Origin of the sequence: Streptomyces durocortorensis, from assembly GCF_016901035.1 — a bacterium.
GTDB classification, from domain to species: domain Bacteria; phylum Actinomycetota; class Actinomycetes; order Streptomycetales; family Streptomycetaceae; genus Streptomyces; species Streptomyces durocortorensis.
In genome coordinates, this window is record NZ_JAFEUF010000037.1 from 6,341 (window position 1) to 31,120 (window position 24,780).

The 24,780-nt window shown below is 68.9% G+C and carries 24 protein-coding genes and 1 pseudogene; 18 read left to right on the top strand and 7 right to left on the bottom strand.

From position 1 onward, the window contains the following. Positions 1 to 120: 120 nt before the first annotated feature. A complete protein-coding gene (locus JS521_RS10465) occupies positions 121 to 855 on the bottom strand; it encodes a hypothetical protein (RefSeq protein WP_205082446.1) in 735 nt (244 codons plus the stop codon). Positions 856 to 1,169: 314 nt separating this feature from the next. Further along, positions 1,170 to 1,553 (bottom strand): hypothetical protein, encoded by a 384-nt coding sequence (locus tag JS521_RS10470; protein WP_205082447.1) that lies wholly within the window; start codon positions 1,551 to 1,553, stop codon positions 1,170 to 1,172. Positions 1,554 to 1,740: 187 nt separating this feature from the next. Here JS521_RS10470 and JS521_RS10475 point away from each other — a divergent pair, with 187 nt between their 5' ends. The 9 genes and pseudogenes from JS521_RS10475 to JS521_RS10515 all read left to right on the top strand — a co-directional run bounded on the left by JS521_RS10475 (position 1,741) and on the right by JS521_RS10515 (position 10,842). Next, a complete protein-coding gene (locus JS521_RS10475) occupies positions 1,741 to 2,073 on the top strand; it encodes a GntR family transcriptional regulator (protein ID WP_205082448.1) in 333 nt (110 codons plus the stop codon). 153 nt (positions 2,074 to 2,226) lie between these two features. Beyond that, the gene (locus tag JS521_RS10480) at positions 2,227 to 3,654 is read left to right on the top strand and encodes a helix-turn-helix domain-containing protein (protein ID WP_205082449.1); all 1,428 of its coding nucleotides are present in this window, start codon (positions 2,227 to 2,229) and stop codon (positions 3,652 to 3,654) included. Positions 3,655 to 3,675: 21 nt separating this feature from the next. Further along, positions 3,676 to 4,359, top strand: a complete 684-nt coding sequence (locus JS521_RS10485) for a RibD family protein (RefSeq protein ID WP_205082450.1) — start codon at positions 3,676 to 3,678, stop codon at positions 4,357 to 4,359. Then, positions 4,359 to 4,826 (top strand): deaminase, encoded by a 468-nt coding sequence (locus tag JS521_RS10490; RefSeq protein ID WP_205082451.1) that lies wholly within the window; start codon positions 4,359 to 4,361, stop codon positions 4,824 to 4,826. Before JS521_RS10485 ends, JS521_RS10490 begins: the two co-directional genes overlap by 1 nt. A 10-nt stretch (positions 4,827 to 4,836) precedes the next feature. Continuing rightward, positions 4,837 to 4,953: pseudogene (locus JS521_RS10495) on the top strand (helix-turn-helix domain-containing protein); the annotation flags it as partial. Positions 4,954 to 4,959: 6 nt separating this feature from the next. Then, positions 4,960 to 5,649 carry a helix-turn-helix transcriptional regulator gene (locus JS521_RS37495; protein ID WP_372448571.1) on the top strand — a complete coding sequence of 230 codons (690 nt, stop codon included), beginning with the start codon at positions 4,960 to 4,962 and terminating at the stop codon, positions 5,647 to 5,649. Positions 5,650 to 6,547: 898 nt separating this feature from the next. After that, entirely contained in the window at positions 6,548 to 8,803 is a 2,256-nt protein-coding gene (locus tag JS521_RS10505) for a hypothetical protein (protein WP_205082452.1), read from the top strand. After that, complete coding sequence (locus JS521_RS10510) at positions 8,800 to 9,636, top strand: DciA family protein (protein ID WP_205082453.1); 837 nt, start codon at positions 8,800 to 8,802, stop codon at positions 9,634 to 9,636. Before JS521_RS10505 ends, JS521_RS10510 begins: the two co-directional genes overlap by 4 nt. Positions 9,637 to 10,095: 459 nt before the next feature. Continuing rightward, entirely contained in the window at positions 10,096 to 10,842 is a 747-nt protein-coding gene (locus tag JS521_RS10515; protein ID WP_205082454.1) for a DUF5131 family protein, read from the top strand. Positions 10,843 to 10,901: 59 nt separating this feature from the next. On the opposite strand, the gene tcmP is transcribed toward JS521_RS10515, so the two are convergent. Next, positions 10,902 to 12,068, bottom strand: coding sequence for a three-Cys-motif partner protein TcmP (gene tcmP, locus JS521_RS10520; RefSeq protein ID WP_078585526.1), 1,167 nt, complete (start codon positions 12,066 to 12,068; stop codon positions 10,902 to 10,904). A 223-nt stretch (positions 12,069 to 12,291) separates the two neighbouring features. Between tcmP and JS521_RS10525 the strand changes: the two genes are divergently transcribed. Together JS521_RS10525 and JS521_RS10530 are read left to right on the top strand one after the other, a co-directional pair. Next, positions 12,292 to 12,549, top strand: a complete 258-nt coding sequence (locus tag JS521_RS10525) for a hypothetical protein (RefSeq protein ID WP_205082470.1) — start codon at positions 12,292 to 12,294, stop codon at positions 12,547 to 12,549. Further along, positions 12,546 to 12,926, top strand: a complete 381-nt coding sequence (locus tag JS521_RS10530) for a PIN domain-containing protein (protein WP_205082455.1) — start codon at positions 12,546 to 12,548, stop codon at positions 12,924 to 12,926. Before JS521_RS10525 ends, JS521_RS10530 begins: the two co-directional genes overlap by 4 nt. 85 nt (positions 12,927 to 13,011) lie before the next feature. On the opposite strand, the gene JS521_RS10535 is transcribed toward JS521_RS10530, so the two are convergent. Next, complete coding sequence (locus JS521_RS10535) at positions 13,012 to 13,788, bottom strand: hypothetical protein (protein WP_239487066.1); 777 nt, start codon at positions 13,786 to 13,788, stop codon at positions 13,012 to 13,014. A 33-nt stretch (positions 13,789 to 13,821) separates the two neighbouring features. Here JS521_RS10535 and JS521_RS36565 point away from each other — a divergent pair, with 33 nt between their 5' ends. The 6 genes from JS521_RS36565 to JS521_RS10560 all read left to right on the top strand — a co-directional run bounded on the left by JS521_RS36565 (position 13,822) and on the right by JS521_RS10560 (position 22,313). Further along, on the top strand, positions 13,822 to 14,187 hold the full coding sequence (locus JS521_RS36565; protein WP_239487067.1) for a hypothetical protein: 366 nt from the start codon (positions 13,822 to 13,824) through the stop codon (positions 14,185 to 14,187). Positions 14,188 to 14,601: 414 nt separating this feature from the next. After that, positions 14,602 to 14,988 carry an effector-associated constant component EACC1 gene (locus JS521_RS10540; protein ID WP_205082457.1) on the top strand — a complete coding sequence of 129 codons (387 nt, stop codon included), beginning with the start codon at positions 14,602 to 14,604 and terminating at the stop codon, positions 14,986 to 14,988. Between the two features lie 3 nt (positions 14,989 to 14,991). Continuing rightward, positions 14,992 to 19,281, top strand: coding sequence for a caspase, EACC1-associated type (locus JS521_RS10545; protein WP_205082458.1), 4,290 nt, complete (start codon positions 14,992 to 14,994; stop codon positions 19,279 to 19,281). Positions 19,282 to 19,475: 194 nt separating this feature from the next. Beyond that, on the top strand, positions 19,476 to 19,781 hold the full coding sequence (locus tag JS521_RS10550) for a hypothetical protein (RefSeq protein ID WP_205082459.1): 306 nt from the start codon (positions 19,476 to 19,478) through the stop codon (positions 19,779 to 19,781). 83 nt (positions 19,782 to 19,864) lie between these two features. Beyond that, positions 19,865 to 21,430, top strand: coding sequence for a zinc finger domain-containing protein (locus tag JS521_RS10555; protein WP_205082460.1), 1,566 nt, complete (start codon positions 19,865 to 19,867; stop codon positions 21,428 to 21,430). Between the two features lie 154 nt (positions 21,431 to 21,584). After that, the gene (locus JS521_RS10560) at positions 21,585 to 22,313 is read left to right on the top strand and encodes a TIGR02391 family protein (RefSeq protein WP_205082461.1); all 729 of its coding nucleotides are present in this window, start codon (positions 21,585 to 21,587) and stop codon (positions 22,311 to 22,313) included. Positions 22,314 to 22,364: 51 nt separating this feature from the next. Here JS521_RS10560 and JS521_RS10565 read toward each other — a convergent pair whose 3' ends face one another. Both JS521_RS10565 and JS521_RS10570 read right to left on the bottom strand, forming a co-directional pair. Beyond that, entirely contained in the window at positions 22,365 to 22,628 is a 264-nt protein-coding gene (locus tag JS521_RS10565; RefSeq protein WP_205082462.1) for a hypothetical protein, read from the bottom strand. A 149-nt stretch (positions 22,629 to 22,777) separates the two neighbouring features. Further along, positions 22,778 to 23,227: a hypothetical protein gene (locus JS521_RS10570; protein WP_205082463.1), complete on the bottom strand. Its 450-nt coding sequence runs from the start codon at positions 23,225 to 23,227 to the stop codon at positions 22,778 to 22,780. 256 nt (positions 23,228 to 23,483) lie between these two features. On the opposite strand from JS521_RS10570, the gene JS521_RS10575 reads away from it, so the two are divergent. Continuing rightward, positions 23,484 to 23,657 (top strand): hypothetical protein, encoded by a 174-nt coding sequence (locus JS521_RS10575; protein ID WP_205082464.1) that lies wholly within the window; start codon positions 23,484 to 23,486, stop codon positions 23,655 to 23,657. Between the two features lie 769 nt (positions 23,658 to 24,426). Here JS521_RS10575 and JS521_RS10580 read toward each other — a convergent pair. Next, positions 24,427 to 24,777, bottom strand: coding sequence for a hypothetical protein (locus tag JS521_RS10580; RefSeq protein WP_239487068.1), 351 nt, complete (start codon positions 24,775 to 24,777; stop codon positions 24,427 to 24,429). Positions 24,778 to 24,780: the final 3 nt, after the last annotated feature.

Genomic DNA, 24,780 nt, shown 5'->3' on the forward strand with positions numbered 1-24,780 from the left:
CGGGCGGGCGGGGGGGGCGGGGGCCGCGCCGCCCCCCCCCCCCCCCCCCCCCCCCCCCCCCCCCCCCCGGGGGGGGGCCCCCCCCCCGGCCTCGGTCGTTCGTCGTCAGAAACTCCGTAATCAGAACGGAATGCGCGTCCAGGCCGGGAAGCGCTCGGCGCAGCGTCCGCAGTGAGACCGGCGGGTGATCCGGCACCATCCGGCGGCGACCGCGCTGGTCAGGCTGAACTCAGTGGCACCGCAGCGCTCGCACGTGAGCGGGCCCGCTTCCGGCTGCTCGGCAGCCTGGCGGGGGACCAGGTGGTCCAGGGGCACATCGGGGCCTTCGGCGGGCTGCGCGCCCTGCGGAACCGCGGCACGCCGCTGGTCGGCCTGCCGCACGCGGTAGAGAACACCGGCCCACTCGACGCGGCGCGTAACCGGCCCGCGCTCGTCCCGCCCGCGCAGAACCCGTTCGGTCTGCGGGCTGGCCGGCTTCGGCAGCACCTTCGTCGGCCGACGGGAGGCGACTGACGCGGACACCTCGGTCCGCTCGGCCAGCTGCTCCTGCCACGCCTCGACCTTGGTGTCGAGAACGATGCGGCGGTTGGTGTTGGAGCAGCGGCGGAGGGGTGTCGTGGTGCGGTCGTGGTACGGGGTGGTGTGGTGCGGGACCAGCACCGGCTTGCTGAGGACTCCGGTGATCGGCGTCCAGCACTTGCAGGCCGGGCACAGGACGTGCTCTTTGCCGGGCGTCAGGTTGATCTCGCTGGTCTTGAGCTCCGAAGCGATGATCGCCGGAAGGTGGCTGACGGTCTTCGTGCGGGGCTTCCGGCGGCGCTTGCGGGCCGTGGGCTCCACAGTCGATGCGGCCATGAGGGGCTCCTCCGGTAGAGGGGAGAGGGGTCTGCTTCACGGGTGGCTCTCCGACCCCCAGGACCCCCGACCGAGGCCGGCGTCCTGGCTGATCGGACAGCGCATCAGCGCTGCGACGTACAAACAGCAGGCATCCGGCCAGGTGACCGGTCCAGGGGATTTGGTGGAGCTATCGACCCTGGTCCTCCCCATCGGGGAAGCGCTGCTGCGGTGGTGCGGTGGTGCAAGGGGACCGATGGTCCGGCTCCCACATCCGGCGGCGTACGAGACGGCGTCCGGGTGAGGGAGCCGGGTCCGTGAAGACCCGGCTGGAGCTAGGCCGCCAGTGGCGCGAGCGCTGTGGCGGCCGCAGGCCGCGTGATGCGCAGCTGCGTGGCGTAGGGGAGAAGGACGTCGACCAGGCGCTCCCGGACGAGCTCGGTGGCGGTCGGGTCGGTGGCGGCAATGTCGCGGGCGGCGAGCATTCGGTTCTCGCGGGCCTCGATCGCGGCGAGGGCGGCGGTGATGTCCAGGCCGTCCAGCCGCTCGTGGGGGAGGGGGCCGACCTCGAACATCTCCAGCGGCGTACCGAAGGCGACGTCCAGGTCCAAGCCAGCGAAGTCGGGGAGCGGCACCTCGACGGCCTCCAGGAGCGCGAGCGTCTCCGCGTCGAAGGTCTCGGTGGCGAGGCTGGCGGCGGGGCGGCGGGTGGAGTTCATGAGGTGGTGCTCCCTTCGAGTTCGGGCTCTACGTGATCCCAGGAAGTGGCAGTCGGGGGCCTTTGCCGCTCCGCTCACCTTGTCGGCATAGCTAACTTAACTGATAGAGTCGGGGGCGTGTCAAGCACTTGATTGAGGAAGCTATGGAAGCTAGCTAAGGCGAGGGAGTCGACCTACGATGTCGCTCATGAGCAACGAGGCCGTGCAGCCGTACCAGCGAATCGTTCAGGTTGTCCGCGACAAGATCCGCTCCGGCCGCTGGACCGCTGGGACGAAACTGCCGAGCATCGGCGAGCTGGCAGAGGAGTACGGCGTCGCGGCCGGCACCGTGCAGCGAGCCCTGACCGAGCTGCGCACGGCTGGGCTCATCTACTCGCACCAGGGACGCGGCTCCTTCGTCACGGAGACAGCCTCCGAGTCCAGCGAGGACTCGACTGCCCGCGCTCTCCGAGCACTTGAGGAGCAGGTCGCCGACCTCGCCGCACGCCTCGAAAGGATCGAGAAGGGCCGAAGCGACTGACGTCCTTCCTCGCGTCCCGTTGCGCATGTTCGTCCCTCCTTGGCCGGTGCAACTTCGTTAGCAAAGTTGTAGGCCCGACCACGGAGCTGGTTCTAGGTCTGACATGTGTCCGGAGCCTGGACACACCGATAGGAGACATGGAGGGGGATCAGCGTGGGGCAGAAGCCGAACGTTCTGACCCCGGAGGCATCGCCCCTGGACCGCTTCGGCTACACGGTTCGAGACCTCCGCGAGCGGCGCGGCCTCAGCTTGCGGGGGCTGGCGGAAGCCACCTTCTGCTCGTACTCCAAGCTGTGGAAATGGGAGAACGCGAAGCGTGCTCCGAAGTACCGCTCCGAGGTCGAAGAGCTGGACCGCGTACTCAACGCCCAGGGCCTGCTGATCGAGTTGTGGGAGCGCATCGGCGCGGATGATTCCCCCCGGGGCCATGTGTCCGTTTCAGGGCTCCATGTGTCCGAATCATCGGTGGACCTGGCCATGGCCGCATCCCAGCGGGCAACGTCGGACGATGAGGGGATCTTTGTCCCCGCTCGTCTACGGGATGGATCGGTGGTTTTCGTGGCGCTGGATCGACGCGCGATGCTGCGTGGCGGGATGGGGCTCGGCGCAGCTGCTGCGCTGGGCGGGGAAACGCCGGCGGCCGCCAGCTCTCTGCCGGGGCTGGCACGACCTGCCCGATCGGCTTCCGCCTACAGCGGTACGCCGGTGGAGCACTTCCAGCGTGCGCGGCGTCTACTGATCGACAGCGACAACCTCCTCGGCCCCGGCCGAGCCGTCGCGGCCGCGCGTCAGCACATCGAGGACATCAAGCAGCTGCGTCAGGACGCAAAGGGCGCTGATCGCCACGCCCTCATGGAGCTCCAGACGCAGTACGCGGAATTCGCCTCCTGGCTCTACCAGGACCTGGGCGACTTCGACAGCGCGCAGTTCTGGCTCGATCGGGCGTTCCAGTGGAGCCACACCGTCGGGGACGGTGACCTGACCTCGTACGTGATGGCCCGCAAGGCACAGCTCGCCGGCGAAATGCGCGACCTGGTCGACGTCGTCGACCTCGCCGAAGCCGCGCAGCGCATGGCTCGTCCCCGCAGCCGACTGGCCGCTGTCGCCCGGACCTACGAGTCGTACGGGCACGCGCTGCGCGGTGAGTCGACCGACAGCGAGCGCGCGATCGACGACGTACGCAACGCTCTCGATCGCGTCTCCGGCGACACGACCCCCTGGGGCGTGTGGCTGAACGAGCAGTACGTGGAGGTGCACCGGGCGCAGGGCCTGGAGGTGCTGGGCAAGCACGCGGAGGCCGCAGAGGTTTTCACCAGCGCCATCAAGGCCCTGCCCGACGGTTACCACCGCGACCGCGGCGTCTACATGGCTCGGGCCGCCGTGGCCCACGCCGGTGCTGGCGCGCCCGACCAGGCCGCCGCAGTCGGCCTCCAGGCCCTCACCATCGCCAACGACACGGGCTCGGGCCGGATCGTCCGGGAGCTCGCGCGTCTCGACAAGGCGCTGGTTCCCTGGCAGCGCCAACCCGAGGTCGCGGAGTTCCGCGCGCACTTCGACGGCACACTCGCCCACGAATCCTGAGCAGAACGGATCACACCGCCTATGACCACGCGTCCGTACGTCATCCTCTCCGCCGCCATGTCGGTCGACGGCTACCTGGACGACGCCAGCCCCGAGCGGCTGCGCCTGTCCAACGCTGCCGACTTCGACCGCGTCGACCAGGTCCGCGCGGAGTCCGACGCCATCCTGATCGGCGCGACGACCATGCGGAAGGACAACCCGCGCCTCCTGGTCAACAGCGAGGAACGCCGGGCTCAGCGCGTTACCGAGGGCAAGCCGGCCTACCCACTCAAGGTCACGGTCACCCGGACCGGGGACCTCTCCGCCGACCTCAATTTCTGGCACCACGGCGGCGAGAAGCTGGTCGTCACCGTCGACGATGCGGTAGAGAAGGTGCGCGCCACGCTCGACGGCCTTGCCGACGTCGTCAGCGTCGGCCCGACACTCGACTGGGGCGTGGTCCTCGATGAGCTGGGGCGCCGTGGCGTCGGCCGGCTCATGGTGGAGGGCGGCGGCACCATCCACACCCAGCTCATGGCCGCGGACCTCGCCGACGAAGTTCACCTCGCCATCGCCCCCCTGCTGGTGGGTCAGCCGGAGGCGGCACGCTTCCTGGGCGCCGCCGACTACCCCGGCGGATCGACGGCCCGGATGAAGGTCTTGGAGATCCGGGCGATCGACGACGTCGTCTTCATCCGCTACTCCCCGAAGGAACGGACCGACTGATGTACGCGCCAGACCGAGACCAGGACCTGCGCTGGATGCAGCGTGCCATCGACCTCGCCGCGCTGTGCCCTCCGGCCCCCGGCGCCTACTCGGTCGGGGCGATCGTCGTTGGTGAGGACGGTACCGAGCTGGCGTCCGCCTACTCTCGCGCGACCGGCCCCCGTGAGCACGCGGAGGAAGTGGCCCTCGCCCAACTCCCCCAGGATGACCCTCGCCTTGCGGGGGCGACGATCTACAGCACGCTGGAGCCCTGCTCTCAGCGCAGCGCCTCCCGTACGCCCTGCGCGCAGCGGATCCTCGAGGCTGGCATCCCGCGTGTCGTCATTGCCTGGCGCGAGCCCTCCTTGTTCGTCGATGACTGCATCGGCTACGAGCAGCTCGTGGCAGCGGGAGTATCTGTGAGTGAACTGCCCGAGCTCGCCGCAGCCGCCAAGGCGGTCAATTCCCATCTGCCAGGCATGGGTTAGGAACTACGGCATGCAGCTTCGATACAGCTTCCGCCTGTACCCGAGCTCCGGGCAGCGCACGGCGCTGGCGAGGGCGTTCGGGTGCGCCCGGGTGGTCTACAACGACGCGCTTCGCGCTCAGGCGGACCAGGCCATCGAGGACCTCGGGGCGGCAGGTGACGGCGGACGACATGAGGTCGACGTACTCTTCCCACAGGTCCGCAGCCGACGCCTCCAGGCCGAAGGCTTCCCGCAGCCGGGCGAAGTCGTTGGCGGTCGCACGGTCGGCCAGCTCGATGCGCAGCCACCGCTCAGCGTCTGGGGAGAGCGCGCGGGAGCGGCACAGGCGGGTCAACGCGTCGCTGAGCGCCGCCTGTCGGTCGGCCAGCGTGCCGTCCAGATCGAAAAGCGCGAGTCGGTGCACGGTCCCGGACCCTACCGGGCGTCGGGCGCATCGCCGTTCACGGCAACAACGCGCCTCCACTCCAGATCAAATGGTGTATGTTTCGGAGATCCATCGATCATGGGAGCCTGCGCTATGTCCGACCCGGACCGCCTGAAGCGGGTTGATGCCCTGCTGGACGGCCTGGACGACGTCCTGCCGCCGCCGCGCGTGCGCGCTCAACTGCGCCTCGCCGCGAACCTCACGCAGCAGGACGTCGCGGACGCGGTCGGCGTGAAGCGCCTCGCCGTCGTGCGTTGGGAGCTGGGGAAGAGCAACCCCCGGCGCCCGCAGCGCACTGCTTACATTCACCTGCTCAAGCGCCTCGCGGAGCGTTTCCCCGAAGCCGCTGAGCTGGATGAGGGCATGCCGACGCCGACCTCCGAAGGGGGGTCGGGATGACCTAGTGGCCATCGGCCGCGCGCGCCAAGAGGCGGACTACCAATCCGCTGGCCTCGCGCGGCCCGTCTACCGACCGGCTTACTGCCGTGTCGGTCGCTCAGGTCCCAGTTCCCGCTGGTCCTGAGCCGCGGCTCACTGAGCCGCTCATATCCCAAATCGGCCCCTTACCAGGGCCACCACCACCGGCAACCACCACAGCCACCACAGCCGCAGATCAGCACCGCTGGTGTCACACCGCGGGCCCCCACCACAGGGGCTTCGCGGGCCACCGGCCAAACGAAGGAAGAGAGGTGATCTCCACTCGCCTGATCGGTGTCCAACCCCATCTGCACATCCAGACCGGGCCCGAGGGCTCTGGTATGTCCGCGCATCTGAAAGCTGGTCAACGTCATAGTGCCCGATCTCCCGGTTTATGAAAAGCCGACCCATGTCCGTTTCGATCAGGTTTGGGTGTCCAAATCGTCCCGCGTGACGGGATCGGTTGTCGATTCGTCACGCTTTGCACTTTGTGCGCCGCAGAGGTATTCGGTGGCATACCGGTCAGTCACCCGGCATAGCGGTGGTGCCCTGTGATCGCGAGTGCGGCGTCGACCGCCGTGCTGGACCACCCGCTGCGAGAGTTCGTCGACAACTCGGTCGACCATGCCCCGCAGCAGGACGTCGTCCCGCGTGACGGGATGGATTCCAAGATTGTTGCCCACCGTGCGGGAGCGGCGGAGGCAATCGGGGCTCGTGGGCCTCTGTCCACAGGGCTCCCGGTGCAGGGTCGTCGCGTGGATCAGGAATCGAGCGTTTCGGCTGCTCAGGTGGGTGTCCGCTTTGGCGTGTACACCGGCCCCATGCAGACGCCGAAGATCACGGCCCATGCGGGTTCCGCTCGTGCCGGTGCGGTGGGCCGATGAGCACGGCGGTGGCGCAGCGCACGGCTGTGGCTGTTCCGGGGCCTCGTTCCGGCTGGAAGCGGACGGTGTTGGGTCCGGTGCCGGGCTCCGGGCAGGTGGATGCCACGAGTTCCGGCGACCCGCTGCGTCTGGGTCCAAGGATGCGGCTGCGGCTGCTCGCGGCAATCCAGGCACTGCTGGCGGATCCGTCGATCGCGGGACAGCCGGACGTGGCGAGGCTCGCGGCGGTGGTGCTGTACGCGAAGTCGCGGGCGCCGAAGGGGAAGAAGAACGACAACCAGACGTCGATCTGGGTTGCGGAGCTGGGCCGGTGGATGGGCGTGGGCGAGTCCACGGTCAACCGCCGGGCGCTGGTGCCGCTGCGTGCCTCTGACGGGCTGCACACCAAGGTGAAGAAGAACGAGAAGGGGCACCCGACCGGGCTTGACTGCCTGGTCATGCCGCTGTGGAACGCCCGCAAGAGTGGCGGAGCCGCGCACCCTCTGGCGCTGTCGCAGGCGGAGCTGGCGACCCTGCTGCACCTCATTGAGGCGCTGTTCGGGCCCGGCTGGACGCCGGAGGACAAGGAGCCGACACCGCCGGGGCTGCTGGCCGGCCGTACGGGCAAGGGGGCTCCGACCGACCGGCTCGGGCTGCTGCTGATGGTGCTGAACACTCGGGCATCGGGCTGGCTACAGTTGTGCGGCGGCTCGGTGAAGGTCAAGGAGGGGCGGGGTGCGGCGACGCTGGCCCGGCTGCTGGGCTGCTCACCCTCGGGGGCCCGGAAGGTCCTGGACAGACTGACGGAGGCCGGTGTCGTGGCGCGGCAGCGCAAGGCGACATCAACACGGATGAACGGCCGGGCCCGGGTCTTGCTGCTCCCCGTCGCCCGTGCGCACGGTCGCACGCTGGCCTCTGTGGAGGCGGTTTCGGGCTCCGATGCCGTGTTTTCGGTGCGTCCCGATGGTGCAGTCGGAGATCAGGCTCCGGCCGGTGCTGCTGGTGCCCTTGGTACGACTGAGATCGGCGCCGCTGAGAGCCCCACGGATGCGGAGGTTCAGGAGCGTCCCGGTAGTGCAGAGCTCCACGCAGACCACGCTCAGGTGGTTACTCCCGTCGTTACTCCGCAGCTTGATTGTAGTTTTTCCGGCGAAGGCCGTGGTGGGTCCGGTGATCTGCCGGACCGCGCGTGCGAGCGCGAGGACCAGGCCGTGGACGGCGATGCCGCTGCCCGGCTGACGCTGGTCGACGGCGAGGGTGGCCCGCTGCGCGGGGAACAGCCGAAGAAGTCCCCGGTCGTTGAAGGTGGGAAGGGCAGCCGCGGGCTGGTGGCCGGTGGCAGCGTGCGGGTCCTGGAGGGTGAAGGTCAGGGGAGGCAGCAGCAGGGGAGGGTGGCTCTGCCGTCGCTGGATCTTCGGGCCGTCCTGGCCCCGGTCAAGCTGGTCTGGGCGCGCCTGGAGGGCCGGGGTGTCCGGTGTCTGGTGGAGGCCAAGGTCCGTGCCGAGCTGGCCCGGGTGGTCGGGTTCGCCGGTCCCGCGGACGCGCCGCAGATCCTTGCCGACCGGCTCGCCCGGCGCCTGGAGAACCAGATGCGGCTGGGCGGTCCGATCACGGACCCGGTGGGCTGGCTGATCGGCCGGGGTCTTCCGCAGATCCGGCTGTGTGCGGAGCTCCGGTGCGATGAGGGCGCGCTGCTCGACTCCGGCCGGGACTGCCCGCGCTGCGAGGACCGGCAGGCCGACAGCCGTGCCACCCGCCGCTCGGTCGCGGCCGCCGTGGATGCCGCGATGCCCGGAGCCTCCGAGACCGAGCGGCGGGCGGCCACCGACCGGCAGCTGCACGAGACCGTGACGGCCAGGGCGTGGGCGAAGGCGTCCGAGTGGGAGCACTACCGCGCCCGGAAGGCCGAAGCGAAGGCTGCCCGCGCTGAAGTAGCCGCCACGCAGTCGGCCGACGAGGTCCCGGCCTCCTCGGTGGCCCCGGTAGTGCTGCCTGCGCCGCGCCCGGCCGCCGCCATCCCCGCCCCCGTAGTGGAGCCGGAGTTCGCCGACGTCGACGAGGACCAGGAGCTGGTCCTCGAGGACCTGTCACCCGACGAGGTGCGCGACTGGCGGGTGCGGGCGATGAAGGACCACCAGGTTGTCTTCGACCACATGGACCGCTACGGCGAGCCGTCGGCCCGGCGCCTGTTCAGTAACCAGCTGGTCGACCAGGCGCAGCACCACGATCGGCTCGGGCACCTGAACCTCGGCTACTCCTGGGGGCAGTCGTGAGCGGTGGCGAGGTGTCCGGTGTCGACCTGGCGCGTCAGGCCCTGCTTGCGGCCCGGGAGGCGGCAAGGAAGAACGGCGCCACCAGCAAGAAGCCGAAGCGGCGCACCACCACCGTCGTACGCCGTGATGGCCGTGAGCCGCTCGGGCTGGGCAGCGCGATCGGCATGATGATGACCGAGCGCGGCACGGCCACCCCGGCCGCCGGCGGAAGCGTCCTCGCCGACTTCGATACCATCCTCGCGGCGGTCGTGCCCGAGCTCGCCGGGCGGGTCCAGGCCGTGGCCTTCGACGCGGAGACCGGCCGCCTGGACGTTGCCCCCGACATTCCCGCAGCCGGGACGCAGCTGCGCTGGAACGCGCCGAAGCTGGTCGCGGCGGCCAACAAGCGGGTGTCCGGTGCGAACGTCCGCGCCCTGCACGTCCTGGCGCCCGCACCCGTAAAGGCCGGCCCCGCCACGGCGGCCGCCGAACAGGCCCAGCAGCCGACCGCACCCGCCGCACCGATGCACCGCGCGGATCCGCCGGAGGGCTACCGCGAAGCCATCGCCGCACACCGCGCCACCTGGAACACCACCCAGCAGCACACCAACTCCGAGATCCAGGCGGCCGCCGAACGGCAGCTCCGTGAACGGATCCGGGAGCCGGAGGAGAACTTCGCCGACGGCCGCCAGGCCCTCGATGAACTCCGCGCAAAAGTGGCCGCCCAGCAGCAGGTGTGTCCCAGCGATGCTTCCCGGGCACGGGCCCTGCACCGCCTCGCCGCCGAACGCGCTGGGCTGGCCACCATCGCCCCGGCGGCGGTCGCGCCCCGGCGTCTGGACCGTACGGCGTGAGGTTAGGCGCCGACGCCGACACGTCCAAGGCGCCGGGGGTGGCTGAAGGTCGAGCAGGAGCTTCGGCGGCCGGGGGCGCGGTGTTCTGGGAGGGCGAGGCCCGATGCGCTGCGCGGCTGCCGCCGGGCGGGCCGCCTCACGAGTCCTGCGGTCGGTCGGGTCTGCTTGTTTGCGCGCCATGCCTGCGCAACGGCTGGTCTTCGGCCGGGTTTCGGGTCGCGCTGTCCTCGCCGTGCCGGACCTGGGGCCGCCGGGGGGTGTGCCGGTGTCGACGGCGCTGGGCCCGGCTACTAGATTCCCGAATGGAGGTTCGAATGCTGATGTTACAAAAGGTGACCGGAAGCTTACGAATATCGAGGCGCGCAGCCCGAATCCCCGGGCGAGCGGGCATCGTTGGGCACCACAGCGCGTCGTTGGTATTGCGACGGCGCGGGAGTCGTGCACGGCAGGAGGAAACCGGTGAGTGACCGCAGCGCCATCGAGTGGACCGAGGCGACCTGGAACCCCACGACCGGGTGCGACAGGGTATCGGTCGGCTGCGACAACTGCTATGCCCTGGCGCTGGCGAAACGGCTCAAGGCGATGGGCGCGGCGAAGTATCAGAACGACGGGGACCCGCGGACATCCGGACCCGGGTTCGATGTGACGCTTCACCCGGACGCGTTGGACGTCCCGTACGGGTGGAAGGCGCCGCGGGTGGTGTTCGTCAACTCGATGTCGGACCTGTTCCACGCCCGCGTCCCGCTGGATTTCGTGCGCCAGGTATTCCAGGTCATGGCCGATACTCCGCAGCACACCTACCAGGTGCTGACGAAGCGGGCGCGGCGGCTGCGCCAGATCGCGCCGAAGCTGGACTGGCCGGCGAACCTCTGGATGGGCGTCTCCGTCGAATCCGAGGCCGAGCTTGCGCGTATCGACGACCTGCGCCGGGTGCCTGCCGCCGTGCGGTTCCTGTCCTGCGAGCCGCTGCTGGGCCCGCTGCCCGGCCTCGACCTGGATGGGATCCACTGGGTCATCGCCGGCGGCGAGTCCGGACCCAGCCACCGGATGCTGGACGAGGCATGGGTGACGCAGATCCGCGACACCTGTCAGAAGGCGGATGTGGCCTTCTTCTTCAAGCAGTGGGGCGGGCGCACCCCGAAGGCCGGCGGCCGCCTCCTGGAGGGCCGGACCTGGGACCAGATGCCGCTGCTCGTCCCGGCCTGACCCCGTACGTGCAACGTGTGGCCGGGCCCCGGGAGAGCAGGGGCCTGGCCACACGGGCGTCAGACCAGGAGAGAGCCGGGGGCGACGGTGATTTCCCGGGTCCGCTTTACGCCGACCCCGTTGCTGGGCGTCTTGCCCTGTTCGTGCAGGAGCCGCACCGCCTGGCGGGCCACCTTTTCGGTCACCTGCCCGTAGAAGGACCCGAAAATCTCCAGCGTGTGGTCGACGAGCTTCACCTGGCGCCGGGACCGGATCAGCAGCTTCTCCAGGTTGGCCGCGATCTCCGGCAGGGCTTTCGCCTCGACTTCCTTCGGGTCCGGGGCCAGGGAGAACAGGGCGTCCTCCTCGCGCTCCTCCAGCTCTTTCCACCACTCGGCCCTCGCCCGGGCCACGGCGTCGCCGAACACCCATAGGCCGTATGGGCTGCGGGTCGCGAACACCAGCCGGTAGACGGCGCGCTGGCGCGGCGAGTGCGATACCGGAACCGACTGCACCACCATGCCGGTGCGCTGCTCCAGCCGGCGGGCGTACTCGGCGGCCACCGCCTCGATGGCGTCCTCGGCCGCGCCGTTCCTGCCGCGGGAGGCGACCGCGTCGGCGAAGTACTCCCGCCACCACGTTCCGCCGCACACGTCGTCGAAGCGCTGCAGCGACCTCTCGTTCCCCTTGGGGGAGCGGACGTGGCCTCCCAGGCGCCACACCGCCATCATGCTGAAGTTCATCAGCAGCTCGGTCGCGGGGCGTTTCTGCGGGCGCTTGCGGGCGAGCACCTCCACCAGGCGGTCCTGCGGCAGGACGAGCCCGCACGGGTCCAGGAACAGGAACAGCGGCTCGCGTACCGCCCGTTCGACGACCTGGTCCAGGACGCTGTCGACCTCTCCGCGATGGGCATGCGCCCGGACCCCTCTGGACCGGTACTGCTGGACCACCTCGCTCAGCCGGTCATGCGACTTCGCCTGCGCTTCCGAGAAGAAGCACTCCAGGGTGAGCCCCGCCTTGGCCCGCAGGTGCGAGGCGACCCGCAGGGCGATCTCGCCGGAGGCCGGCTGGCCGTTCTCGTAGCGGCCCTCGCCCGCGTACCCGTCGAGGTAGACCACCCGCTTGTCGTGGGACTGCGTGCCTGTCATCCCGCCGAACTGCGGCAGATACCGCCGCAGCAGGTCGTGCTTGAACACACTGGGCAATGCCTTGTCCGCCCAGTACTCCCCGCTCGTGCCTGACGACATCGCAACCCCCCACTTCACCGTATCCAATTGATCACAGATAGTGAGGCACGTGGGCGGGGTTAAGCACAAGAGCACCACCGGGCGACAACGCACGACCTTTGAGCCACTGCGTCACAAAAACCATCTCGCCAGCAGTGACTGGAGCGTTGGCGATCAGCCCATCACCCATGAAAGGGTACGGGTACGCACCCGTACCCACCCATGGATGGTCGGAGACCTGACGATGTCCGATGCCAACGTTCGTATCCCCGAGGAAGCCAAGGACCGGCTTGCCGCCATAGCGGCCGCGGAGGGGCTGTCGCTGCGCGGCTACCTGGCACGTCTCGCGCAGACCCTGCTGACACCGGCCGAGCGGGCCGAACGGGCGGAGCGGGCGCGGGCCGCCCTGGAGGAGTGGAACGGCTACGCCCCTACTCCCGCCGAGCAGGACGACCTGGACCACGAGCTGGACCGGCGCCTGGCCCAGGTGGCCGGCCGGTGACCGACACCCTGCACATCGTCCTGGACGACACCGCGATGACAGCGGCCGGACAGGGCAACATCCTGGCCTCCCGCCTCATCCACCGCGCCCACGCAGAACCCGGATGGTTCTTGTACGCCCCGGCCTGCGCTCTCGTCGAAGCCGACCGGGCCCGCCCCGGCACGGCCGAACACCTGGCCTCACTTCCCGGCGTCACCGTCCTGGACCTCGACCTGGCCGCCGCACTGGCCATCGCCCAGCAAAAGACCTGGGCTACAGCTCACAGCCAGTACGCCGCGCAGCCCACCGCCGACCGCCCCGACGGGGCAGTCATCGCCACCACCGCCCCGCGCCGGTGGGCGGGACAGCCCGTCCGGGTCCTGGATCTCACCCCGTGAACCACCACGGCAGGCAGCCGAGGCCCCCTTACCGGTCGGCGACGGGGCCACGAGCTGAGGGCCCGTCCTGTCCCGGAGCGTGCGGTCAGAGCTGGGCGGGGGCGACGGCTGTCTGCCTGCGTGCTGCGGGCAGAGCGATGCCTTGTTGCTGAGCGGCCGACCCAGGGCGGAGCGTCCAGGGGACTTCTCCGGTCTTGGTCAGCCATTCGTTCGCTACCAGGCGCACCACGACGAAGCCGAGGACAGGGCGCGGGAGAGTCCAGCCCATGCCGTCTCCCAGTTGCTTGAACGAGGGGCCGTGCCCGTGCTCGGCCCGGAAGGCCACGTTGAAGTCTGCGGCCTGCGGGCCGCGGTCCGGGTGTCCGTCCTTCCACTGCCCGTAGGCCACCTTGACGTTCCGGGGGAAGAACTTGTTTCCCGCCGGGAGCATGAAGGCCTCCGCGATCCGTTCCGCGGACTGGGAACACAGGGCGCAGTGTTCGACGCTCTCCACGTGCCGCCGCAGCGCGGGTGTGGCCGCGTCCTTCCACTGATCCCAGGCCTCGGTGCGGAACGCGAACCACCGGCCGGCCCCCGCTCGTGCCGGGCGCAGGGCCTTCTCCTCCTCGGTGGGCGGTCTCCTCCCCGCCAGGTGACCAACTGCGGGGGCCACCTGGAACGTCGTGCCGGAGAGTTCGGTGAGGAACCCCTTGCTCAGCAGGTCCGGCAGCGCACCCCGGCAAGCTTCAGGCAGGTCGGCAGGCGCCTGGCCGAGGAGCGTTGCGGTGCTGTGGGCGGCGGTGAACAGCGCAGCCAGCCGAGCGGCCGGTGGAAGCTTTTTGACCGGCTTGGCCGACAGCGCCCGGGTGGTCCATCCGGACACCCGCGAGCGCACCTGCCTTCCCAGGGGCAGCGGATGGCCGATCTCGCGGGCCAGGTCGGGGACGGTGACGGGGACCGGCGGCGCGTCAGGATCACTGTCGAAGATCCCGTCCCCGATCTGCCAGCCCAGGCCACGAAGAGCCTCGACAGCTTCGCGGGGATCATGCAACCTCAGAGCAGCAAGATCCGCACCCGTGAGGTTCCCGGTGCCGCCGCGCGCTGCTCTGATAGTCACCACGACGGCAAGGAGCTGCGGGTCGGGTCCGGGCAGGGGCAGGGATGCCACGTAGCTGAGCAGCGCACGGGCAGCCTCACCCTGCTGCGCCGTCAAGAGGAACGGCAGCGGCTGCGAAACGTCGACCCCCGCGCCGGGCTTGCTGGAACTGGATGCTGGCTCTGACACGCACTTCCAACGCCCCCCGGCGGCCGCAGTTACTGGTGAACCCCCGCATGGAGCAGTAAGCCCGGCCCCCAGGGTCCGCTACCGCGCTCATGGGCGCCGTCGACACCGGTGAGCTCGGCGGCGATCCGGTTGTAGGCGGTCGTGGCCAGGGCCCAGTCCGCTTCGAGCGGGGGGTGGCGTGGCGGGTGTCCCACCGGGCGGCCAACACTACGAGAGGGGCCATCTACGCTGGCAAACGCGCCGGAATCGAGATCTGCTTCACCGGCCACAGGCCGCACCTCGGGCTGGCCACGTATCTCCGGGGCGTGACGGAACATCATGCAGCACCGAGTGACCGAAGTGGCATAACGAATGCGGGCGTTCATCTGTACGCTGCTTGGCAGAGTGGTTCGCATTCTGGCAGGGGGAAGTGTGGATGTGACAGTGAGCGCCGATGGCCTGGACGGCGCCGATAAACTTCGGTCGCTGAACGAGTGGTTAGGTGACGTCCAGCAGTTTCGAGGCCGGATCAGACTCGCGGAGCGACCGCCCGAGCCGGGAACTCTGGGGCCGGTGCTGGACGCACTCGTCGTGACCCTCGGGCCGGCCGGGGCGGCGACTGCGTTCGCCACCGCCACGATCGCCTGGCTACGCACTCGGCGTGGCGAGTTGCGCATTAAGGTGACGCTCGCGGACCGCAGGTCGCTGGAACTGACCGCCAAGAACGTGTCCGATCTCGACTCCGCCGCCCTTCAGCAGCAAGTTGATCACATTGTCACGATGCTTGAGCAAGGGCAGGCGTCCGGCGATGACCGATGACCGATGACCAGCCTGTCCGGTGACGGCGCCAGAGTTCTACTGATCGCCACTGCCACACATCACGGCCGCAATCTGCCGTCGGTGCCTTCCGTCGCGCGCACCTGCGAGGACTTGCGCAGCATTCTTCTAGACCGGTGCGGGGTGCGGCCCGAGCGGCTGCGCGTGCTGTCCGACCCGGCAGACGCACAGACCATGGCTCTGGCTGTGACCGAAGAGGCGCAGCGGGCGGACACTGTGCTGCTGGTCTACTTCGTGGGGCACGGTCTGCTCGGTCCGGGTGGTGAGCTGTACCTGGCGGCTAGCGGCACCGATCAGCTTGTTCCCGGGCTGGCCGAGCATCAGGCGCTGTCGTTCTCGTCGCTGCGGCAGGCACTCTCCGTCAGTCGCGCGTCGTCGATCGTGGTCGTACTCGACTGCTGTTTCTCCGCGCGGGGTTCGTTGCAAGCCGGGGTGTCCGTTCCCGCGTTTATGACGGGGCCCGCAGACGGCTTTTATCTGATCGGGTCCGCAGAGCAACTGGCGCTTGCACCGCCGGACGCCGCACACACTGCGTTCACCGGAGCAGTAATTGAACTGCTGACGCACGGTGACCCTCGCGGGCCCCATCAACTCACTCTGGACGCGGTTTACGACGGGGTGTTCCGCGCGATGCGCGACAGCCAGGGTCCACTGCCCCGACGGCAGGCCGGAGACCGCGCCGGCAACCTGATAATCGCACTGAACCCGGCCATACCGGCGCAGAGGGAGCCGGCCAAGGAGCCGGGGCCCGCGCCCGGCCGTTGCCCCTACCTGGGCCTTGATGCATTCGGAATCGATGACGCCGACGTGTTCTTCGGGCGTGGACGGATGACCGAGCGGGTTCTCACCGCGGTGGCGTCGTCTGCCCGTAGCCCCGAGTCGTCTGGTCCATTGGTACTGGTCGGCCCTTCGGGCTCGGGCAAGAGCTCGCTGCTCAACGCCGGGCTGCTGGCCGCACTACGAAAGGGCGGGCTGCCGGATCTGCCGGGATCAACGGGTTGGCCTGTCGTACGTCTCACCCCTGGCACGAGCCCGCTCCACCGCCTGGCTGTGCAGCTCAACGCCGCAACGGCTGACGCGGCCGAACGGTTACGGGAGAACCCGGGGCACGCGGTCGAACTGGTCGACAGCCTGCTGGCGGACCGTCCGGACCAGCGGCTCGTCTTCCTGGTAGACCAGCTTGAGGAACTGTTCACACTCTGCCAGGACCACTCGGAACGCACAGCGTTCCTTCGAGCGCTGACCGCTCTCACCGGGCAGTCGAAGGGCAACCGGCCCCGGGGACTGGTGGTCTTCTCACTGCGAGCGGACTTCTACGGGCAGGCGGCCAAGTATCCCGAACTGGTCGAAACGCTTCGTGACCGTCAGACGCTGGTTGAACCGATGACGGCCGAGGAGTTGCGCGAGGCGATCGAGAAACCGGCGGGCAAAGCTGGATTGGATCTCGATGATGGTCTCGCCGACGTCATCCTGCACGAACTCGGCGCGACCGTCGGCGGGCAGTCGGCGACCGGAGGGCTGCCGCTGCTGTCTCACGCACTGTGGGCAACGTGGCGGAGGCGCACCGGAGCGCTGCTCTCCATTTCCGCTTACCACTCAGCCGGCGGAATTTCGAAAGCGGTCGCAAAGACCGCCGAGCAGGTGTATGTCAGGCTGAACACCGCCGCACAGGAAGCCACACGACGCATACTGCCCAGGCTCGTACGTGTGGGCGATGACAGCAGTGACACCGCCCGGACAGTCGAACGCTCGGCGCTGCTCCATGGCCTACCTGACCTGCACGCTGCGCAACAGGCGATCAACCAGTTCACCGATGCCCGGTTGCTCACCCTCGACAACGACACGGTTCGTATCAGCCACGAGGCGCTTCTGCGCGCCTGGCCCCGGCTGCAGGAATGGGTCGAAGCCGACCGTGACTGGCTGCACGTCCACCAGCGACTCACCGACGACGCCGAGGCATGGGCGCGGTCCGGCCACGACACCTCTCTGCTCTACCGGGGGAGCCGGCTGAGCGCCATGCGCGAACGAGCCGCCAAGGCACCGACCAGCGCAGCGGAGCTGGAGCCCACGCTCGCCGCGTTCATGGAGGACTCCTGGCACCAGGAAAACCGTGGCCGTCGCCACCGCAGACTCGCCAGGGGCCTGCTTGCCGGGCTTACGGTGCTTGTAGTCATCGCGGCTGGGCTAACCATCCGCTCGCGTGATGCCGCAGACCGAGCCGACCTCGCACGTTCCCAGGTCGAGGCCATGCGGCTGTCGCGTGACCTGGCCGCCAGCAGCACCGCCCTGCGCGGCACCAACGGCACGCTGGCGCAGTTGCTGTCGGCGGCGGCATGGCAGAGGAGCAACACAGACGAGGCGTTCGCCGCCATGGCCATGTCCTATCAGGATCCCTCCGTTGGTCTGCTGACCGATGACCGGATCAGCGAGGTGGACGGAGTGGCATTCCATCCGGCCGGATCGAAGCTGGTGTCCAAGGCCGACAACGGAACGATGACGCTGTGGCGGACCGACACGTGGAAACCGACCCACCTGAGTGAGACCGCGCACGGGGGCGGCTTCTCCTCTGTGACCTTCAGCCCCGACGGAGCCCTGTTCGCAGCCAACTCCTCTCAAGGCATCAAGATATGGGACACCAACACCGCCACGGTCAAGGCCGTCCTTGAGCAGGTATCCGAAAGTTCCGCCATCACGTTCAGCCCGGACGGCGAAATGATCGCCAGCGCCGAGTTCCAGAACACCAGAGTCTGGGACATCGGCACCGGCAAGGAACTCGCCAGGTTCAACAGTCCAACCAGTGACCTTGCCTTCGCAGCAGACCACACGGTTCTCACCGCCAGCGGAAACGACGGTGTCGTTCACCGCTGGGACGTTGCCAGCGGCAAGCTGAAGTCCTCCGTCACCTTCGCAGACAAGATCCAGTACATCTGGTCCAACCCTGACAGCGTTGATGAGACGATCGTCTGCACAGGCATTAACTGCCACATTGGACCGTTGGGCACTAAACAGATGTCCCGTCTGACGGTCGGTGGCAATCCCGTGGTCAACTCCGATGGCAGTCTCATCGCCGCCAGCGGCTATGACGGGTTTCTCACTGTCTGGAACACCAGGACAAAGAAGCAGGTCGCGAGGTTCTACGAGGGCGAGACAGATGTTATCGGCCTGGCTTTCAAGCCGCACAGCTCGATCCTGGCAGCCGAAACCTCACGAGGCGTGCAACTGTGGGATCTCAACCACGCACGACCTGAAGGCCATCTGCCGCTGGTGCAGGATGCCACGCCACATGGGGTGAAGTTCACTCGCCGCGCGGCCGGTCTGATCACAACAGGCCGCAAGGGGACGGTCCAGTGGAAGAACCCCGGGGATTCGGAACAGTCTGCCAAAGCCGTCAAGGTCTATACCGATCACCCCGGTGAAAACGTGGCGCTCAGCCCGGACGGCACCACCGTGGCAACGTCTGCCCCGGCCCCGCGACTCGCAGAGATCGACCTCTGGGATCTCTCATCTGGCAAGCTCATTCGGACCTTGCGCGGGCACGCCCGGGGCATCAGCTCGCTCGCGTTCAGCGCGGACGGGACCATGCTGGTCAGCGGCGCGGGGCGAGCCTCTGTCAACAACAGCGGCAGTCCCGACACCGAAGCTCTGCTGTGGGACACCGCCTCCGGGACGATACGCACCAAGCTCACCGGCCACACCGGCGGCGTCTGGGCAGTGAGCTTCAACCCCGACGGTTCCAGCATCGCCACCGCAGACGGAGCAGGAACTGTACGCCTCTGGGAACCCCGGGCGGGTCGCCTCACTAGGGTGCTCTACGGCAGCCGCGGGATCCCCAGCTCCCTGGCGTTCGACCACAGCGGAACCACGTTGGTCGGTAGCGCGGACGGTCTTTCCGTTTGGGATACGCGCACTGGTCGCCACAAGGTTCTCGCGACCGCCGGGCTGGACAAGAACGAGAGCTACGAGGACATCAGCCTCTCGCCCGACGGTCGGTTCGCCGTGTTGACGCAGGGAACGTCCGGCATTCTGATCTGGGACCTCGAACGAGACCGGCCCGTCACGGAGACCAAGGCATCGGGCGTCATCACCGACGTCGAATTCGCCTCCGATGCCTGGACGGTAGCGATCGCCACGGCCGTCGGGGTGAAGCTGCTGAACGTCGGCTTCCTCCAGGACCCGCACGCCGCCGTATGCCGGCGGGCCGGACGTGAGCTAACTCAAAAGGAGTGGGCAACCTATCTGCCCTCGGTCCCGTACCGATCGTTCCGCATCTGCTGACGAGGCTCCCGCCGATGAGTCCGGCGTTTGTCCACGTAGGCCCTCGGGGAGGATCGGTCCGGTCAGTAGCGACTCCGTCAGGCGCTGGCTAGCCTCCTCTCTGAGCATTGGCCCAGGGCGGTGATGCCCGGACACCTGCGTCCGCTGCCACTCCGCAACCTGCGGCCGCGCCCGGGGAGCCTGCACGGCAAGAGGTGCCGGAAGGCTACCGCGAGGCCATCGCCGCCCACCGCGCCACCTGGAACACCACCCGGCAGCACACCAACCCGGAGGTCCGGGCGGCCGCCGAACGGCAGCTCCGTGAACGACTTCGGGAGCTGGCTGAGAACTTCGCCGACGGCCGCCAGGCCCTCGAGGAGCTCCGTACCAAAGCGGCCGCCCAGCGGGTACGCCCCAGCGACGCATCCTGGGCACGGGCACTGCAACGCCTCGCCGCCGAACGCGCCGGGCTGGCCACCATCACCCCAGCGGCTGGACCGTACGGCGTGAGCACAAGGTAGGCGGCAGGAAGGTAAACCGAGTGATCGGCTGCGAAGCGAAGGGGGCGACTGTCACGCTGTGTTGAGAGAAAAGGCAGGGGCACGTGCGGCGTGACAAACGGCAGATTCAGACAGCGGTTCTCGGCAGTGCGAATTCCGAGGAGCCACTCGTTCTGCCGCTGGAGGCCATCGAACTGGACGCCTTCCGCAGCTTCCACGAACACGACTCCTTCTGGTGCGGGCTCCTCCTCGGAGGTTGCGGTGGCCAGCTGACGACGAAGCTCTACACCGACCGGGTGTGCCACTTCGCCCACCACCCCGGCCCTGACGGCCAGCCCCACATCTGTGGCCGGCAGGCCCGCAGCGTGAACAGCGCCGACCACCTCTATGTGAAGTCCGAAGCTGCTGCCTGGCTGCGTAACCGCGGCGCGCGGGCCGACTTCGAGTTCACCCAGCTGGGCGGGGCACCGATCGGATCCGTGGTCGATATCCAGCTTGAGCACAAGACGCTGCGCGTACACCTGGACCAGGAGGTGGCGCCGGAATGGGACGCCGGCCACGAGCCGGTGCTCGGGGTATCCGTGCCGGTGGGCCAGGACACGCTGATCGACCGCTGGTACGTGCACCGCATCCGCCTGGACAGCGAAGGCACTGCCCGCCGCGTTCGGATCGGTACTGAAGCGTTCGCGCGGCCTACCGAATGGTTCGTCCTGGATGACTGCGAGATCACCGATCGGGGACTGACCACCCCTGCCGTCGAGCGGATCGTCCAGGCCCGCACCACACGTCCACGGAGCTGGTCACCGGGCAGGACCAAACGGGAACCGGACGTGAACGTCCGTGCGCGTGACCTGTTGAAGCGTCTAGGGGAGGCGCGTTGGGCCGGCGCTGCGGTAGCGGTGCAAAGGCTTGGCAGAGAGCTCGCAGGACTGAGCGGGGTCAACAGGGAATCGCAGGAGCTCATGATCGTTGCTCTGCGGGAGGCGCGCGCCTGGCTGGATGAGCAGGCCGAGGTCCGCCGGAACTTGTTCGCCCAATTGGATCAGGCAGTCACCGACCAGGAACACGGGCGGATCAGCAGTCTCATGGTCCGTGTCAACGCAACCGCCGCGCACAACCGCACCGTCGAAGAGGACGCCATCGCAGAGAGGGCCGCGGACTGCATCGCCGATCTGTCGCGTGCCATGCAGGAGGAGATCAAAGAGAGGTTCCTTGCGGAGTCAGCGGCTGCGGACGCCAGCACGCGCGTCGGTAACATCCTCAGGAACCTGCAGCGGGGCGAGTACAAAATTCTGCGGCCCCAGGTGGAGACGCTGGTGCGGTTCGCTGAGACGGCCAGCAAGCGCTTGACGAGAAGCCAGGCCCGTCAGATCGAGGCGTGGAAACAGAAGGCCGGCCTTACCCCCGCCGACAGCACGGCGCCGGACGACGACGGCACCAGACAGATGAAGCACAAACGACCGCTGCATCGACAGGTCGCCCGCCGGTATTGGATCAAGTGGCACTGCCCGCGGTGCACGGCTGCTCCGGGCAAGGACTGCACGATCGCCGACGGAACCGGCACCGGTGGCCTGCGGTACGTACCGCACGACGAGCGCCTGCAGCCGATCCTGGACCAGCGAGAAGCCCGACAGCGGTCCGCCGCGCGGTCCCGGCGATCGGCCAGGTAGCGGTTCACGCTGATCCGGCCCGTGGCGGCCCTCCCGGGCCGATCCCGCCATCTCGGACACGCGGTCCAACGTGTCCGCAGCCCCCCTTTCGCGGCGACGGGACGGAGCCGAAATATATCCATCGCGTGTCCAAGCCGACGCGTAGCGTGCACCCATGTACACGTACGAGCCGCCGGTCCCGGCGGACCAGCTCCGGAATCTGCCCACTCGGGATGCCGCGCTCCTCCTGCTGCAGAACCTTGCCCAGGGAAGCGGCGACCACCAGTACGACGGGCTGATAGGCGGTGCCCGCATGGCGTTCCAGTCGGAGCGGGATCTCGAGCTGCTGACGAACCGCCTGTCCGACGCCTGGTGCTGGCTGGAGGCCCACGCGCTGCTGTCCCGCGTACCCCGCCAGTCCGCGAACTTCCGACAGCTCTCCCGAGACGGCAGGGAACTGGCGGCGGACCCGAAGGGCCTGGCACGGTTCGAGGCCCGTACACGGCTCGCCGGCCCGCTCCACCCGGCTCTGGAGAAGACCGTGCGGACCAACTTCGACCTCGGGGACTACGAGACCGCGTGCTTCGCCGCCATGAAGGCCGTCGAGGTCGCCGTCCGCGACGCCTCCGGACTCGACAACTCCCTCGTCGGCGTCCCGCTGATGCGCAGGGCGTTTCAGCCCCACCAGAACGGCAAGCCCGGCGGGCCGCTGGCCGACGCCGGGGCCGAGGGCGGCGAGCAGGATGCCGAGTCCGCGCTGTTCGCCGGAGCTATGGGCCGCTACAAGAACCCCTCCAGCCACCGCACCGTCGACTTCGACGACCCGATCGAGGCGGCCCAGATCATCCAGTTCGCCGACCTGCTGCTGCGGCAGGTCGACCGAGCCAAGGACCGCGGCAGGTGACGAGACCTCCCGGGCCCGGGCAGGGGAACGTAGACGTCGCCGAACGGGGGTTCAGGGGACGTCGCCTTCCCAGACCCAGGGGCCGTCGGGCTGGCTGATGGTCGGCGCGTACGAGGCGCGCCCGCCCGGCCCGTACGCACTGTGCAGGGTGATCAGGTACGCGCCGGTGGTGATCTCTTCGTCCGTCCAGCCGGTGACGTCGATCAGCTGCCCGTCCAGCGGTCCGCCGGTCAGCTCCCGGTAGGTGCGGCCGGGTTGCGGTCCAGCCGCGGGAAGGTCGTGCTCGGTGCCGTACACGCGGGGTGCCTGCGTCATGGAGCCCAGTCTGGTCCGCCGCCCGTGCACCCGGCAGCGAGTTCAGGGGAAGTTGCCCGTGACGGGGGACCAGGAGCAGTTAGGTGCCAGGCCGGCCTTCCGGTCGGGCTCGGCCTGAGCGAACCGGCCTCCTCCATGTCTGCTGCCTCTCAAGCCCGGAGGAGACCGGCGGGCGCACCTGCCTCGCTGCGCTGGTCGTCCCACTCCTGGAGCGCCGCGCGCACTTCGGCTGCCGTTTCCGGGTTGACGCCTCTGCGGGTGGCGAGGCTGCGCAGGTACGCTTCGGCTCCCTGGAGGAGTCCGGAGCGCGGTGACATGACGACCCTGGCCCGGTGGGTGCCCGGTGCGGACACGTGGCTGAAGGCGTCGAAGCAGTCGGGGGCGCTGTAGTGGCGCGGGGGCGGGATATGGCCGTCGACGTACGCCCCGTCGGGGCCGGTGCAGATCCAGTACGTGCGCAGCGCGCAGTCGTGGCAGGCGAGGGTCCCCACCATGTCGGGGAAGCGGCGCTGCCACTCCGCGTCCAGCTCGTGGATGTCCTGGGCGAGCGGGATGTTCTTGCCGCACCGGCAGCACCGGATACGGAACGGGACAGACACGACGGATCTCCGATCGCTACATGGGGCAGAAGGGGACTGCCGGCACTGCTCAGGGCGGCACGCGCGGCCCAGGGCGTGGCAGTCACCCTCCCGTTGCCGGTCTGTTCTGGTTCAACGACGGGGCTGGGACTGAGGTGACAGGGGGAGGCTGGCAGCGTTGCTTCGTGGCGGCATTCACCCCTGGTGATTCGCCCGTCTCCCCCGGGAACGGCGATGCCCCCGGGCCACCGCTCCTGCGGTCGTCCGGGGGCATCGCGTGGCCGGTCAGGCAGTGCTGTCCCCGTTGGTCCCCACCGGGGCGTCCGACTGGGCGGCGGCCGCCGCTTCGCGGGGGCGGGCGTACGCCCAGGCCGTGCCGATGGTGACGGCTGCAGCTCCGGTGGCGGCCACGGCGGTGGCGGCCTGGTCCAGTTCCTGCCAGGCCAGGTAGGCCGTCGCTCAGATGGATGCGGCTGCGGTCAGGACGACTGTCCAGGCCAGGAGCATCCGCACCCGGCGCTCTCGGGTACGGTCGGTAGGTGTCATCGGTTCGTTCTCCTCGCAGTGGACGGTTGCCCGACGACAGGCGTAGGGAGATCTCACGGCGCGCGGCCAGGCCTGCAAGCATCGGCCGCGCAGAGGTCTCCCTACGTGGTTTCCCGACGCAGGGCGTGAACGAGAGTGAGCCTACGTCAGACCGCGTGATCAGTTGTAATGACGACCGCCGCGCACCAGTCGACCCCATCGAAGCTTTTCCTCACCCGGGCGAAGCTTTTTCTCGCCCCGGCGAAGCTTTTCCTCATCGCCGCAGGTCAGGGGGGCCGGGTGACATATTCTCAGTATTGCGATTTCCCCCTTAGATCAAAGATTTCGGCGGTGAATTACCAGCCGAAAACGTATTTGCGAAAGCTGTTCTCAGCTGTCCGTACGGCTGGCTAGTGGAACTCCTCGCTGGGATGGGTGGCACCTGCCGGGCTTCACCGGCCCGGAGACCGGCTCTGTTCCCGGGTGGTCCGCCGGGCGTACGCTCCCGTCCATGACACCTTCCGCAGCGTTTCCCGCACATCGCCAGGAGCCGGACCCCGGCTGGGGTTTCACCTCCGCGCTCTGAATGCCGGGAGGCCCTCACCGATCACGGTGAGGGCCTCCCGCTGTGCCACGGCGCATCCAAGGCCGTCCCGGCCGGTACGGACGGCGGCCGGCCGTGGCGCGAGCCGGTGTCAGTCGCCGCTCTCGGGAGGAAGTCCGTCGTCCAGGACGATGCGGATCGTCTGGCCCTCGCCGTCGACGCCGGTGAGTTCGGCGGCGATCCGGTTGTAGGTGGTCGTGGCCAGGGCCCAGTCCGCTTCCAGCGGGGTGGTGGTGTGGCGGGTGTCCCACAGCTTGATGAGCAGGCCGATGAGGGAGCGGCCGGACAGGACGGTCTGGACGCGTCCTTCCTTGACGTCCTTGACCGAGGGCGGGGTGCGGAAGTGGTCGTGGTCGACGGCCAGGGCGGTGAGCCACTCCCAGGTGTCGCGGTGCGCGATGAGGTCCACGGAGGCCACCCCGGCCGCCTTGAGCAGCAGCACCCC

Bases quoted from the DNA above. Each gene is read 5' to 3' on its own strand.
- JS521_RS10465 (WP_205082446.1), bottom strand. From the start codon at position 855: ATGGCCGCATCGACTGTGGAGCCCACGGCCCGCAAGCGCCGCCGGAAG.
- JS521_RS10470 (WP_205082447.1), bottom strand. From the start codon at position 1,553: ATGAACTCCACCCGCCGCCCCGCCGCCAGCCTCGCCACCGAGACCTTC.
- JS521_RS10475 (WP_205082448.1), top strand. From the start codon at position 1,741: ATGAGCAACGAGGCCGTGCAGCCGTACCAGCGAATCGTTCAGGTTGTC.
- JS521_RS10485 (WP_205082450.1), top strand. From the start codon at position 3,676: ATGACCACGCGTCCGTACGTCATCCTCTCCGCCGCCATGTCGGTCGAC.
- JS521_RS10490 (WP_205082451.1), top strand. From the start codon at position 4,359: ATGTACGCGCCAGACCGAGACCAGGACCTGCGCTGGATGCAGCGTGCC.
- JS521_RS10505 (WP_205082452.1), top strand. From the start codon at position 6,548: ATGAGCACGGCGGTGGCGCAGCGCACGGCTGTGGCTGTTCCGGGGCCT.
- tcmP (WP_078585526.1), bottom strand. From the start codon at position 12,068: ATGTCGTCAGGCACGAGCGGGGAGTACTGGGCGGACAAGGCATTGCCC.
- JS521_RS10525 (WP_205082470.1), top strand. From the start codon at position 12,292: ATGTCCGATGCCAACGTTCGTATCCCCGAGGAAGCCAAGGACCGGCTT.
- JS521_RS36565 (WP_239487067.1), top strand. From the start codon at position 13,822: ATGGCCGATCTCGCGGGCCAGGTCGGGGACGGTGACGGGGACCGGCGG.
- JS521_RS10545 (WP_205082458.1), top strand. From the start codon at position 14,992: ATGACCAGCCTGTCCGGTGACGGCGCCAGAGTTCTACTGATCGCCACT.
- JS521_RS10560 (WP_205082461.1), top strand. From the start codon at position 21,585: ATGTACACGTACGAGCCGCCGGTCCCGGCGGACCAGCTCCGGAATCTG.
- JS521_RS10565 (WP_205082462.1), bottom strand. From the start codon at position 22,628: ATGACGCAGGCACCCCGCGTGTACGGCACCGAGCACGACCTTCCCGCG.